Source organism: Streptomyces sp. V4I2 (assembly GCF_030817655.1).
In the GTDB taxonomy this organism is placed as follows: Bacteria; Actinomycetota; Actinomycetes; order Streptomycetales; family Streptomycetaceae; genus Streptomyces; species Streptomyces plumbiresistens.
Genome location: NZ_JAUSZM010000003.1, coordinates 10,445,441 through 10,458,503, shown reverse-complemented (window position 1 = coordinate 10,458,503; position 13,063 = coordinate 10,445,441). Strand labels below are relative to the sequence as shown.

The following is a 13,063-nucleotide window of genomic DNA, read 5'->3' as shown; positions in this document are numbered from 1 at the left end:
AGATGCTGAGGACTCCTGCACGGCCTGACTGCGGAGCGTCGATGCGCCCCGCCACTGGGCAGGCAGCGCAGCATTGCCACAAGCAACAGCGTTGCCCCTCCGACTCATGATCGCATCTGTGTAGTCGCACACCCCGGCCCGTACCGCCACCGCAGCGTTGCAGCCCGAGCCGGGGCCGAAGCAGGTGGAGGGCTGGCTGCGGCCCAGATCGGTCAGGTGCCTCGGTCGCGGTCTCGGTCAGATCATCGGATGTGAGTCTTCCGACCACCATTCGCCAGGGGCCCTTCCAGCGGATCTGCCTCCGTCACGGGCTCAGCCTGGGTACGCCCCGTGGTCGAAGTGACTGGTTTGCGACAACGGTCCAGGTCCACGTCGTGCGGCCCAGGAGCGGTTCCGTTTCGCCCTCGTCTGCCGCGGACCGAGCGACACGCAGCGTAACCGACCTTCGCGACGCTGGGCGTCCCGTCGTGCCGATGTGCGGACGGCCAGAAAGTCACGGAAGCGATCGGTGCCTCCCGGAGGGGGCGGCGGTGCAGAGCATGCGCCGGTGGGCCACCACTTCATTGCTGCGTTTGTGCGACCCCTGTTCGAGGTCGACGATTGTTATATCTCGCAATCGACAAAGGAGCATCATGAGCGAGCCGACGACCGATGCCCCGCCGATCGTGCTGATCCACGGGCTTTGGATGACCGCCAGGAGCTGGGATCGCTGGGCGCAGTACTACCGGGCGAAGGGCTACGAGGTGGTCGTGCCGACGTACCCAGGGTTCGAGATCGAAGTGGAAGCGCTGCGCGAAAAGCCCGAGATCATCGCCGCTGCATCCGTCCCCGAAACCCTCGACCATCTCAGCGACGTGGTCGGGGGCCTGGACCGTCCGCCGATCATCATGGGCCACTCCTTCGGCGGGACCTTCACCCAACTCCTGGTCAACCGAGGGTTGGGCGCCGCCGCCGTGACGATCGACTCGGCGCCACCCGAGGGTGTGCGGGTGAACCCGCCGTCCCAGATCAAATCCCTGTTCCCGATCCTCGCCAACCCGGCCAACCGGCACCGCGCGGTGGGCTTCACCAGGGAGCAGTTCCACTATGCGTTCGCCAACACGTGCAGCCGGGAGGAGTCCGACGCGGCGTACGACCTCCTCCACATCCCGGCGCCCGGCAGTTGGGTGTGGGCCTACGGCCTGATAGCCAACTGGAAGCCGGGCCACCAGGAGACCTGGGTCGACTACGACCTGGACGACCGGGCGCCGCTGCTGTTCATCATGGGCGGCAAGGACCACCTGATGCCGCCCTCGGTGATCCGCTCGAACGCGAAGAAGTACCGCAACTCCGAGGCACTGACCGAGACCTACGAGTTCCCGGACCGCTCACACTTCACCGGTGTCGAGCCCGGCTGGGAACAGGTGGCCGATTACGCGCTCGAATGGGCGACCAGCCACGCCCGAACCCCGCATGGCTGACAAACCGCCGACAGCGGCAACCCACGACGCCTCATCGCCGACCCGGTTGGCGCGCACCGATCTAACGGGATGGCTGCGCCACCCGCAGTGATCTATCTCCAATGTCCTCGTCGGCCTGCACCAGCCACCGAGTTGGTGCTACCCCGGCGCACGATCTGTTGCAGCCGCTGCCCCTCCTCGTCAGTCAGCCTGCGCACACCGATAGGCTCGGCCACCGCGTCTTCGGCTGTCGGATCGGACGTCGCCGCACATACCACCGCCACGACCACCAACCCGGCGAACCTGTGCGGTCACAGCACTAGTGTGACGCGCCGGAAATCCTGAGGGTTAGTTCTGCTCTGTTTTCTGGCCGGTGGTTCCGACCTTGGTGAGGTAGTCGGCGAGGGAGTTGAGGATCTCGTCGGCGGTCTTGGTCCAGGTGAAGGGCCGCGGGTTCTCGTTCCAGGTGTCGATCCATGCGGTGATGTCGTCCTCCAGCGCCTTCACGGAGGTGTGGACGCCGCGGCGGATGAGCTTGTCGGTGAGCAGGCCGAACCACCGCTCGACCTGGTTCATCCAGGAGGAGCCGGTGGGGGTGAAATGGACGTGGAAGCGTGGGTGCTTACCGAGCCACGTCCTGATCTCGGCGGTGTTGTGGGTGGCGTAGATGCCCCTATGTTTCGTCAAGTTGCGGGAGAGGGATTTGGGGTGACCGTCTTCGGCTGGATCTGGTGGTAGATCTCGCGGGCGACGTAGCGCTTGAGGCAGCGGATGATCTCACGCTTCGACATGCCCTGTTTGGTGCGTCGCTCCAGGTAGGAGCGGGTGCGCTCGTCCCAGCGGATGCGGGTCATGACAATGCGGTAGAGGGCGGCGTTGGCCTGCCGGTTGCCCCCGCGGTTTAGCCGTCGGCGCTGGGTCTTGCCGGAGGACTGTTCGACCGGGCTGACGCCGCACAGAGCGGCGAATGACGCCTCGGTGGCGATCCGGTCGGGGTTGTCGCCGGCGGCGACGAGGAGGGCTGCGGCGCTGTCCGGCCCGATGCCGACGATCTCCAGCAGCTGCGGGCGGTGTGCGCGGACGGCCCGGGTGACTCGGCGGGCGAGATCCTTAACCTCGCAGGTCAAGTGCTGGATGCGGCGGGCCAGGAGCCGGAGGGTGAAGGCGGCCGCGTCGTTGCTGTCGGCAAGGCCGTCCGCGCACCGCGCGATCAGCGCCGGGTTCCTGAGTCCGGACAAGGACTCGCGCAGTACGGGGTCGACGCCCAGGAGTACGGCTTTGAGCTGGTTCATCGCCTGGGTGCGGGCCTTGACGGCCGGTTCCTTGGCCAGTCTGAGGACGCGCAGGTCCGCGGCCGGGCCTTCACCCGTCTTCGGCGTGGTGGTGGCGCGTCCGGACAAAACGGCACGGGCAGCGGCGTCCGCGTCGACGGCGTCGGTCTTGCCCCGCTTGCGCCGGGTGGCACGATCAGGCTGGTTGACCTCGATGACCTGGATGTTCTCCTGCCGCAGGAAGCGCGCCAGGGCGGCTCCGTAGGATCCGGTGCACTCCACTCCGGCACGGTGCAGGATGCCGAAGGAGCGGGCCCAGGCGAGGAGTTGGCGGTATCCGGCAGCGGTGGTCGGGAACTCCTGGTGAGCCAGCAGTGCGCCGAGCACGGTGATCACTGCGGCGACGTGCACGTCCTTGTGGGTGTCGACCCCGAGGATCACGTCCTCCGCGGGCTGTGCTGCCCGCTGTGCGGGCAGGGTCGGCTGGGGCATGCTGGTGACGGTCACGCGGCTCCTTCATCGGCTGGGGCTGATGGCCGACGCCGGGCCGGGTGGGCGGTCAGAACTGTGATGGTGCCTTGTAGGGCAAGGCCCCTATCGGGACACGCCCGCCGGTCCGGCGGCAGCAAGCATCGCCGGGGGGCCGGAACCGACAGATCTACTCCAAGGCAGCTGAGGCCAGTTGTCGCACGGGTCAGGCTCCGGCCCCCGGCGGCACCCCACGAGTCTCACAGTTGTCGCAGACGAGGTGGACGTCGAGGCCGGCGGGCACCGCCTTGTCGATCCGGATCAGGAACTTCTTGAACTCGATCGCCCGGTGGCGGCGGTGCAGTGCCGATATGACGGTGCCGTCGGCGATGTTGAAGGCGGCGAACAGGCTGGTGATGCCGTGCCTCAGGTAGTCGTGGGTACGGCGTTCGGGCATGCCCGGCATCATCGGCAGGACCGGCTGTGAGCGGTCCAGCGCCTGGATCTGGCTCTTCTCGTCCACGCAGAGCACAACCGCCTTCTCGGGCGGGTGGTGGTACAGGCCGACCACGTCGACGACCTTGGCGACGAACTGCGGATCCGTGGACAGCTTGAAGGAGTCCTGCAGGTGGGGCTTGAGGCCGAACCGCTTCCAGATCCGCCCGATCGTCGACTTCGACAGGCCGGTGCGCTGGGCCATCGAGGCCCGTGACCAGTGCGTGTCCTGGCCCGGGACCGACTCCAGGGTGGCCACGACGACCTCCTCGACCTGGTCGAGGAGGATCGACGGCGGCCGGCCCGAGCGTGGCTCGTCCTGCAGACCATCGAGGCGTTTCGCGATGAACCGGGCCCGCCAGCGGTCCACGGTCGACCTGTCGATGCCGAGGTCGGCCGCGGCCTGCTGGTTCGTCCCGCCCTCCGCGCAGCGCAGCACGATCTTGGCCCGCAACGCGAGGAACTGAGCGGTCTTCGCCTGCCGCGCCCACTGCTGCAGCTGCCTGCGCTCAGCATCGTCGAGGATCAGGTCGGCCTTCGGCCGGCCGATCCAGCCGGCGTCCTCAAGCCCAGCCATCCGCTCTGCGGCGAAAGCCCGACGCCACTTGCCGACCGTCTTGGCCTGGACACCGACGAGCCGTGCGACACCCGCGTTTGACATGCCGTCAGCGCACGCCAGGATGATGCGGGCCTTCTCGGCCGAGCGCCGGTGCGGCATCAGCGTCCGGCGCACCAACTCGGCACGCTCGGCCTCGGACAACGTGATCTCTGCAGCAGAAGGCCCCGAATGCGACATGACGACAGGGTACTTACTAACCCTCAGGATTTCCGGCGCAGCACACTAGTGCTGTGACCGCACAGGTTCGCCGGGTTGGTGATCGTGTACCGGATATCGAGTTCTGTCCGATGTCGGGCTGTGGCACGATGCCGCGGTGATCGCCTCAGCCATACCGCCCGTCGTTCCTGCAGGCCACATGGCCAAGCAGGAACAACCCGTGCTCACCCTGTCCAGCGGTCTGAAGCTGCGCCCCTGGCGCGCCAGCGACGCCGGCACCTTGATAGCTGCTGGGCAGGATCCGGCAATTCGCCAGTGGAACCTACTGGTCGTGGCCTCGCCTGCGGAAGCAGGCAAGCGTATCGAGCCAATGCACGAGCGCTGGCAGAACGAGCAGAGCGCGATATGGGCCATCGCCCATCCCGACGGCGGCCAGGCCGTGGGCCTGATCGGCTTGGGTGATATCGATCTCGCTGGTGGCAGCGCCGAAGTCCTGTACTGGGTCCTGCCCGCAGGACGTGGTCGCGGCGTCATGGTCGAGGCCACGAAGCGCCTCAGCCAGTGGGCGTTTGACGACCTTGGCCTGCACCGACTCCGGCTGTGCCACTCGATGGCCAACCCGGCATCGTGCCGGGTAGCGACCAAGGCCGGCTTCTCTGTCGAAGGCACGATGCGCAGTGAGTGGTGTGCATCGTGAAGTTGCAGGTCATGGGTCTGGTGTGCGCGGGGTTCATGGTGCTCGTGCTGGTCGTGGGCGGACGACTTCGGTGAAGATCGTCGGTCACCGGGAGACTTCGCGGTTCGTCAGGACCAGCAGGGCCCTCACCAGAGCAGTCGCCCACTTCGGGTCGGTGCGGACCTCGCCGAGAACGCGTGTGTGCGCTGATGTTGAACCGGGTTCGTTGGATCTTCACGAACGAGTGACCCGCGACGGCGGAGCTGGGCGGGGAAGTCCCGGGACATTTCCCAGAGTTGACAGTGTTACGTTCATGGACATGCCGATGGGATACGTGGCGACGACCGCGCTCTTAACCTGGTGCACCTTCTTCGCCGTTGTCGCGCCACGTCGGCCTCGGCCACTGGGGACCCTGAGTTTCTGGTTCGGCCTGGGCCTCAACGAGGTGCCGTTCGTGGGCATCTATGTCCTGGTGGCCTCCACGGCACTGGCCGCCGCCCAGGGCGATCTGGATTCGGCGGGCGCCAGGGTGGCGGCCGCGGTGGCCGCCGTCGCCACCGTCGGCCTTGCTGTCTCCGCCTGGCGGGGCCTGCGGACGGATCAGGTGGTCGGGCGGGCTCTTGAGCAGGGCCTCGGGATCGGCTGGCGGGATCGTGTGCACGCACCGCTGCGCCGCCACCGGCCCTGGGCCCGCATCCTGCTGCTGCCGGGCCTGATGCGGCGGCGTGACGTGGAGCGGATCCCCAACATCCGCTACGGGGACGCCGGGCGCCGGAATCTCCTCGACATCTACCGCCGCCGCGACACACCGCGGAACGCGCCGGTCCTGGTCTACTTCCACGGCGGCGGCTACACCAGCGGAGCGAAGAACCGCGAGGCACGGCCCCTGCTCTACCGGCTTGCCGGTCAGGGGTGGGTATGCATCAGCGCCAACTACCGGCTGCGGCCCCAGACGACTTTCCCCGGCCACCAGATCGACGCCAAGAAGGTCATCGCCTGGGTCCGCGAGCATGCGCCCGAGTACGGCGCCGATCCGTCGAGGCTGTTCGTGGCGGGCAGCTCCGCCGGCTCCAACCTGGCGGCCGTGTGCGCGCTCACGCCGAACGCCCCGGTGTTCCAGCCCGGATTCGAGTCGGCCGACACGTCGGTCACCGCGGCGATCTGCCTCTATGGCTACTACGGCCACTTCTTCGGCGAGGAGCCCGACGCAACGCCGTCCCCGAACCAACCGTATGCGTACCTCAACCCCGGTGCGCCACCGTTCCTCATCGCCCACGGCACCAAGGACGCGCTGGCGACCGTCGAGGGCGCTCGGAACTTCGTCGACCGGCTGCGCCGTGTCTCGGACAGCACCGTGGTCTATGCCGAACTGCCCGGCGGACAGCACGCGTTCGACCTGTTCCACTCCCCGCGCTTCGAGGCAGTCGTGGACGGCGTCGAAGCCTTCGCCGCCTGGGTCCTGGCTGCTCCGCAGCGCACTCCTGACTCAGCCCGTTAGGTCGTTTCTGATGGCTCTTGCTGGGTGGTTGGATCAGGGTCGGGGCTGGGATGGGGGCCGTATGGTGCGGCGACGCGAACTGACGGATGCGCAGTAGCGGGAGATTGAAACCCGTGCATCGTGAAGTTCGCAGGTCGCGGGACTGGTGTGAGGTGCGGGCGGGATACTCGCGCTGATCGTCGGTCGGTGTCCACGGTGAAGATCGTCTGGCATGTCGGCCGGGGGCGTTGTCGGGTTCGGCTGCGGTGACCGTGCTGCCGCTTTTACGATCCGTCACCGGACCGGTACGTCGGGAGACTGTGGGAGGGCGTGGGGATGCGGGAGCTGGAGCGGATCACGGCTCGCCGGGGTGAACTGGACACACTCGCCGAGGAGTTGGCCAAGCAGCTGCAGGAGGTCCAGGCCGAGCGGGAGGAATTGATCGTCGCCGAGCGGGTTTTGAACCGGCTGGCCGAGCAGGACCGGGCCGCGGAACAGGACACCGCTGCCGTCGCCCCAACTCCCGCCCGGGTGGCTGGCCGGGCAGTCCTGTTGATTCCGCACCGCAGTGAGGCTGAGGACGAGGTCGCGCTGCCCGACGACTACCGCACGATCCTGGCGATCGTGCGGGACGCAGACGGCCCGGTGCAGGTCAGGGCGGTCGGTGAGCGGCTGAGCCTGGACACCTCGGCGCGCGGCAAGTTGGAGCCGCTGCGGGCGAAGATGACCAAGCTCGCCGACCGAGGCTGGCTGCACAAACGGGGCGACGGGCGATTCACCGCGCGGTTGTGATTGCGCGCGGCAGGGCGTAACTGGCGGGCCCCCGGCGGCAGTTGAGTTTGGTGTGAAGAAAGCCAACAGCACCGTCGGGGACCCTGACGGCCTTGTCTACACCGCCCGCCTGCCGCTGTCGAGCGCCACCCTGAATTGGCTCGCTGACCTGATCCGCGGCCATCTGAAAAAGATTGACTCCAGGTGGCGGTCCCTGCCCGCGGGGAAGATCGCGGGCATCGTGCTGGCGGTACTGCGCTGTGACCAGCGGCCGGGCGACCTGGCCGGCGGCAACGGGATACACCGCACCACCGTGACCCGGTGGGTGCGGGAGGTCGTCGGTCTGTTGGCTGCCCGCGCCCCGCGCCTGGACCGCGCCCTCAAAAAGATCGCCCACAAGGGTGGCGGGGTGGTGTTGCTGGACGGCACGCTGATCCGCACCCGGCGGCGCACCGGAACCGAGAACCGGAAGAACTACTCCGGCAAGAGCAAATGCCATGGCCTGCTCGTCATCGCGCTCACCGACGACCGCGGCCGACTGCTCTGGGTCTCGGCGGCCCGGCCCGGACGGACCTCGGAGATCACCGCCTGCCGACACGACCAGCTCACCGCCAAGCTGCGGGCGGCCGGTCTCGGCGCCATCGCCGACCTGGGCTTCGTCGGGCTCGACGACAGCGGTCCCGACGCCGACCCGGCGGTGATCACCGGCTACAAGGCCACCCGGAACCGGCCCCTGACCCGCGGCCAGAAGCTGTCGAACACCGCACTGGCAGCGGTCCGGGCACCGGTGGAGCACAGCTTCGCCCACCTCAAGAACTGGCGCGTGCTCGGCAAGGTCCGCACCGACCCGACGTGGGCGACCACCCTGGTCAGGTCCCTGCTCGTCCTCACGAACCGTGAAGTTTCCCGGTGACCGACGATCTTCACCGAAGTCATCCACCCACGACCAGCATGAGCATCCCGAACCCCGCGCACACCAGACCCATGACCAGCAACATCACGATGCACAATGCTCATTGGGTCTTTAGCCTCGCGCTTTTCACGTGGAGTGCTGTCCGGTGGGTGATCGCGCAAACAGAAAGTGCCTCTGACCACCAATGCCGGTTACTTAGCGTGTTACCGCAGGTGGCGGGGGTTGGGGAGCGAGTCTGTAAGGGCTCTAGCTCTGTGAACTCTGCCCCGATTTGGGTGGTTGTCCGGCGAAAGTCCCACGCGGCAACGGAGTTCCCCATACACAGGAGATCGACCAAGATCCTTCTGTCGCACGAGGAACTCCGTTGGATGCTCAGTGTCGCACCCTGCCCGCAACAACCAGGCAGCATGACCGGATACGGCGACGGACCGGCCGTAAGCGGTATCTGTCGGCTTCGAGGCGACGGGCCAGGGCGCCGGTGTCGGTGCTGTCCTCCCGGCGGTGGTGGAAGGGACGGCCGCGTCAGCGCCGCTGGAAGGCGCGGTTCAGGACGTCGAGGGTGACCGCCAGCCCGAGCCGGTGCCCGTGCTCGGAGGCGAAGCGGTAATGCACGCCGGCCCAGATTCGCGCCTCCAGGAGTTCGGCTGTCGCCGCCTGAAGACTGTCGTAGTGGCGGGTCGTGCCGGAGGCGGGGCTGTACGCGGCGAACGTGAGGTCGTCACGGCCGAAGAACGACCCCAGGGCCGTCATGACCGCCGTGGTGAAACAGGCGTGGCCCGACGGGTACTCCGGCGACGGGGCGGTGACCCGCAGCGGCGTCCAGTCCGGGTCGGGATCGGTGGCCGCGTTGCCGTCGGTGCCGGCGAGCGGAATGGCCGTCACTGGGCGCCAGAAGTTCCAGTGCGCCTTGGCCTTGTAGCAGGCGATCAGGGTGTCGGCGGAGGCCACGTACACCATGGCGAGCAGCCGGGCCGTCCTGAGGCTGCTGAGGCGGTGCGCGCCGGCGAGTTGCCGGGTGATCGACCATTCGACCATCCGGGGGTCGTCCCACCAGATCGCCGCCTCGGTCTGGTCCTCGGTGCGGACGGTGCTGGTGGCCGCGCCGAGGCTCTTGACCTCGTTCAGGTCGCGGGCCCAGGCGGCGCCGGTCAGGGCCGGCGGGGGCTTGACCCGGTAGGCGCCGGCGTCGGGGACGACGAACGGCTTCAGGTTCGGCACCCAGGCGCCGACGCCGACGTAGCCGGGCGGGGTGAGCCGGTATTCGCCCGGCTCGGTGCCGACGGTCCACGGCGCGGTGGGGTCGAAGCCGTCGTCACGGCGGCTCTCGGTCATCGCCGCGGCGGCGGCCCTGCCGACGGCCACCCCGCCGTCCTCGGCGCGGCCGTCGGGGATCGCGGCCAGCGCCTCGTCGTACCGGGCGTTCAGCGACTCGGCCTGCCCGGGGAAGAGCCACAGCAGCGTGTCGTGGGCGGCCGCGGCGACCGCCGCGGCGGTGGAGTCCCCGGGGCGGCTGCGGGGCGCGCTGACCAGGGGCTCGTACGGACGGCCGGCGACGGCGTTGACCGCGTCGTACACAGCGCCCTGCACGATGGCGTAGCTGCGGGTGCTGGTGGTGGGCGACTGCTTGGCGGTGTCGTAGATGGCGGTCTGGGCGTGAATGTTCCAGGCGATGACGGGATTGCCCGGGGCGGCCTCCACGCCGCTGTGTGCCTCGGCGGTGGTGGCCGTCAGTGGGACGGTCAGGGCGAGTACGGTGAGGACCGCGATACGGCGTAACCCTCTGAATGATCCGGCGAGCGGGCGTTGTGTCACGAGACCCCCCATGGGCTTGTCGGTGACAGATTGTCCGAGCCTATCGGCGGGGGTCAGTTTTGTCGTTACACCGACAATTATCGACAATCCGACGGGGTTCACACCCGGATGTCCGTCACCTCGGCGACGAATGCGCGGGCCCCGGCCGGGAGCACTCGGCCGGAGCGCCCTCCGGGCGGGCCGGTCGGCCGTGGTGGCGAGGTCGGTCGCCGGGACGGAGGGCACGGGCAGGAAGTCCGGGCGCCTCTGGGCGCGGTCGGCGCGAAGCGAAGGCGGAGAGCAGAGGGGTCCATGCGCAGACGCAGAACGGCTGACTCGGCGCCTGCCACGACGACGGACAGCACGTCGCTGCCGGCAGCATGCGCCAGGAAGGGGGCCAGGTTCCACCGATCCATCCAGCCGTCTCGTACGCCGCCCGGTCGGCGGTGTCGCAGCCGTCCGCTGCCAGCGTCGGAACAAGTCGTACACCCGGGACCAGGGCCCGTACCGCTCCGGCACGTCTCGCCACGGGACACCGGTGCGGGTGCGAAACCGTATGCCGTCGATCAGCTGCCGCCTGGTCCATATCGGCGGACGGCCCGGCTTCTTGCCCCGGGGCAACAACGGCTCCGTCGTCAGTGAGCCTGTGACTGAACGGCTTCGTACGCTTGTTGCAACCGCTCGGAAGCACTGAGGCTCTTCGGGTTTTCGCGAGTGACGCCGAGGTGACTCTCGCGCAGTTCGTCCATGAGCTCACCCACGAGGTCCGGGGATCCCTCCGCAAGGATGCGGGCACGCACCGCAAGCTCCGGGGTTGTGGGTCGATGCTGCAACCCCCACGCACCGAGGGCAACCATTACTGGCAGAGTCTGGATGCCAGCTTCGGTGAGAGTGTAGGTCGCTTTCTGGCCACGCGTGGCATCGTCGCGGCTGAGCAGGCCTGCCTCGACGAGCTTGCGTAGGCGGCTGGCGAGGATGTTGGACGCGATGCCCTCGTCGTTCTGGGTCAGCAGATCCCGGAAGTGACGACGTCCACCGAATATCACGTCACGAAGCACGATCAGAGTCCAGGAGTCTCCCAGTACCTCCACCGCGGCGTTGATCGCGCAACCCGAGCGCGGCTCCTTACGCAACGCGAACCTCCTGACTGATTGCGATATGCAACTCCTACATCGTAGGCTTTCATCATCCAGTTGCAGTTCGCAAGCACTTTTCGGAGGTGGATCGCATGGCCAAAGTCCGCGTGCACAACTTCTTTGTCTCCCTCGACGGCTACAGCGCAGGCGAGACGATCACACTCGACACGCCCATTGGGGGCGCGGAGAGGCTGTTCGCGCGCTTCGATGGGCGGGTCATCCACGGCGTGGACGCAGTGGATGACCCGATCACCCTCGATCGCGCTCTCACGAGCACCTGGGGTCAGGGCATCGGGGCCGAGATCATGGGCCGGGGCAAGTTTGGTCCGCAGACCGGCGAGTGGACCGACGACGACTGGCGGGGCTGGTGGGGCGACGCACCCCCCTTCCGCACGCCCGTGGTGGTGCTCACCCACCATCGACGTGCCCCCATCTCCTTCGACAACGGGACGAGCTTCCACTTTCTCAACGCCACACCCGAGGACGCCCTCGCATACGCCCAGGACCTTGCCAACGGCCGGGACGTTCGCATCGGTGGTGGCCCCTCCACCGTCCGGCAGTTTCTGACGGCCGACCTCATCGACTTCATGCACCTGGTCACCGTGCCCATCACCCTCGGCACCGGGGTATCGATGTGGGACGGGCTTGCCGAAGTCCAGGACCGCTACACCGTCGAGTCGGCGACCTCGGCAAGCGGCCTCACACACCACTTCTGGAATCGAACCAGCGCCAGCTAGGGCGCGTATCGAGTCGTGATCAATTTGCGGGATGTGCCTTCGTGACACGGTCCGGTCCGATAGACGGTCTTACGTGACGCGAGTGCAACTGACCGATCCGGATTGGGAGTTCATCGAGTCGTACCTGCCGATCGGCGAGTACGGCCCGTACCCCGAGCGACTGCGGCAGCAGTTCGAGGGCGTGATCTGGCGGTTCAAGACGGGCGGGCAGTGGCGGGAGATGCCGACGGAGTTCGGCGCCTGGTCGACCGTCCACAACCGCTTCCGGCAGTGGCGTGACGCCGGCGTCTTCGAGGCCCTGCTGGAGGGCCTGATCACGGAAGCCGCGAAGCGGGGTGAGGTGGACCTGTCCCTGGTCAGCATCGACTCCACCACCGCCCGAGCCCACCACGACGCGGCCGGGATGCACCTCGACGAGGACGTCGTCACCGCCTTGGAGAAAGCCGCGGCCGAGGAGGAGAAGGCCAGGTCAAAGGGGGCGACCTCGAAGAGCAAAACGGGCAAGAGACCGAAAGTGATCCCGCGCTGGAAGAACGACGACGCATCCGGCGTCGGCGGAAACTCCGGCTGAAGGCCGCCCTCCTCGGACGTTCCAGAGGCGGGCAGACCAGCAAGGTCCACCTCGCCGCCGACCGCAAGTGCCGCCCGCTGGCGTTCATCCTGACCACAGGCCAGGCAGCGGACAGCCCGCAGTTCATCCCCGTCCTGAAGAAGGTACGCGTACGCGGGCCCGTCGGCCGACCCCGCATCCGGCCGGACGCGGTCGCCGGGGACAAGGCGTACTCGTCCTGCGGAAACCCCGCCCACCTGCACAAACGCCGTATCAAGGCGGTCATCCCGGAGAAGAAGGACCAGGCCGCCAACCGGAAGAAGAAGGGCTCCAGAGGTGGCCGACCCGTCAGCCACGACGCCGATCTCTGCAAGGAGCGGAACACCGTCGAACGCCTGGTCAACAAGCTCAAAGCATGGCGAGGCATCGCCACCCGATACGACAAGACTCCCGACAGCTACCTCGCCGGTCTCCACCTGCGCGCCTCGATGATCTGGATCAAGGACCTCCCCAGGACCACCCGATGATCACGACTCGATATGCCCCTAGGTGACGCGCTGAGGT

General features: G+C 67.8%; 9 protein-coding genes and 4 pseudogenes. 7 read left to right on the top strand and 6 right to left on the bottom strand.

The window, feature by feature from the left end:
* Positions 1–632: 632 nt before the first annotated feature.
* Positions 633–1,460 carry an alpha/beta hydrolase gene (locus QFZ76_RS49020; RefSeq protein ID WP_307679741.1) on the top strand — a complete coding sequence of 276 codons (828 nt, stop codon included), beginning with the start codon at positions 633–635 and terminating at the stop codon, positions 1,458–1,460.
* A gap of 327 nt (positions 1,461–1,787) precedes the next feature.
* Here the strand turns inward: QFZ76_RS49020 and QFZ76_RS49015 are convergent.
* From QFZ76_RS49015 to QFZ76_RS49005, 3 genes and pseudogenes are all read right to left on the bottom strand, one after another.
* Positions 1,788–2,105, bottom strand: a pseudogene (locus tag QFZ76_RS49015) (IS630 family transposase); the annotation flags it as partial.
* 17 nt (positions 2,106–2,122) lie between these two features.
* Complete coding sequence (locus QFZ76_RS49010) at positions 2,123–3,217, bottom strand: IS110 family transposase (RefSeq protein ID WP_307679556.1); 1,095 nt, start codon at positions 3,215–3,217, stop codon at positions 2,123–2,125.
* Between the two features lie 217 nt (positions 3,218–3,434).
* Positions 3,435–4,469, bottom strand: a pseudogene (locus QFZ76_RS49005) (IS630 family transposase); the annotation flags it as partial.
* A gap of 178 nt (positions 4,470–4,647) precedes the next feature.
* On the opposite strand from QFZ76_RS49005, the gene QFZ76_RS49000 reads away from it, so the two are divergent.
* The 4 genes from QFZ76_RS49000 (at position 4,648) to QFZ76_RS48985 (ending at position 8,285) form a co-directional block, all read left to right on the top strand.
* Positions 4,648–5,145, top strand: coding sequence for a GNAT family N-acetyltransferase (locus QFZ76_RS49000; RefSeq protein WP_307679740.1), 498 nt, complete (start codon positions 4,648–4,650; stop codon positions 5,143–5,145).
* A 298-nt stretch (positions 5,146–5,443) separates the two neighbouring features.
* The gene (locus tag QFZ76_RS48995; RefSeq protein ID WP_307679739.1) at positions 5,444–6,622 is read left to right on the top strand and encodes an alpha/beta hydrolase; all 1,179 of its coding nucleotides are present in this window, start codon (positions 5,444–5,446) and stop codon (positions 6,620–6,622) included.
* A 315-nt stretch (positions 6,623–6,937) separates the two neighbouring features.
* Complete coding sequence (locus QFZ76_RS48990) at positions 6,938–7,393, top strand: hypothetical protein (RefSeq protein WP_307679738.1); 456 nt, start codon at positions 6,938–6,940, stop codon at positions 7,391–7,393.
* Positions 7,394–7,445: 52 nt separating this feature from the next.
* Positions 7,446–8,285, top strand: a complete 840-nt coding sequence (locus QFZ76_RS48985) for a transposase family protein (RefSeq protein ID WP_307679737.1) — start codon at positions 7,446–7,448, stop codon at positions 8,283–8,285.
* A 522-nt stretch (positions 8,286–8,807) separates the two neighbouring features.
* Here the strand turns inward: QFZ76_RS48985 and QFZ76_RS48980 are convergent.
* From QFZ76_RS48980 to QFZ76_RS48970, 3 genes and pseudogenes are all read right to left on the bottom strand, one after another.
* Positions 8,808–10,097 (bottom strand): vanadium-dependent haloperoxidase, encoded by a 1,290-nt coding sequence (locus QFZ76_RS48980; RefSeq protein ID WP_307680363.1) that lies wholly within the window; start codon positions 10,095–10,097, stop codon positions 8,808–8,810.
* 495 nt (positions 10,098–10,592) lie between these two features.
* Positions 10,593–10,697, bottom strand: a pseudogene (locus tag QFZ76_RS52095) (transposase); the annotation flags it as partial.
* Positions 10,698–10,711: 14 nt separating this feature from the next.
* Positions 10,712–11,209, bottom strand: a complete 498-nt coding sequence (locus tag QFZ76_RS48970; protein ID WP_307679736.1) for a helix-turn-helix domain-containing protein — start codon at positions 11,207–11,209, stop codon at positions 10,712–10,714.
* 95 nt (positions 11,210–11,304) lie between these two features.
* Between QFZ76_RS48970 and QFZ76_RS48965 the strand changes: the two genes are divergently transcribed.
* On the top strand, positions 11,305–11,949 hold the full coding sequence (locus QFZ76_RS48965; protein ID WP_307679735.1) for a dihydrofolate reductase family protein: 645 nt from the start codon (positions 11,305–11,307) through the stop codon (positions 11,947–11,949).
* 73 nt (positions 11,950–12,022) lie between these two features.
* Positions 12,023–13,026 (top strand): annotated as a pseudogene (locus QFZ76_RS48960) (IS5 family transposase).
* The last annotated feature ends 37 nt before the right edge of the window (positions 13,027–13,063 follow it).

Bases quoted from the DNA above. Each gene is read 5' to 3' on its own strand.
- QFZ76_RS49020 (WP_307679741.1), top strand. From the start codon at position 633: ATGAGCGAGCCGACGACCGATGCCCCGCCGATCGTGCTGATCCACGGG.
- QFZ76_RS49000 (WP_307679740.1), top strand. From the start codon at position 4,648: ATGGCCAAGCAGGAACAACCCGTGCTCACCCTGTCCAGCGGTCTGAAG.
- QFZ76_RS48995 (WP_307679739.1), top strand. From the start codon at position 5,444: ATGCCGATGGGATACGTGGCGACGACCGCGCTCTTAACCTGGTGCACC.
- QFZ76_RS48990 (WP_307679738.1), top strand. From the start codon at position 6,938: ATGCGGGAGCTGGAGCGGATCACGGCTCGCCGGGGTGAACTGGACACA.
- QFZ76_RS48965 (WP_307679735.1), top strand. From the start codon at position 11,305: ATGGCCAAAGTCCGCGTGCACAACTTCTTTGTCTCCCTCGACGGCTAC.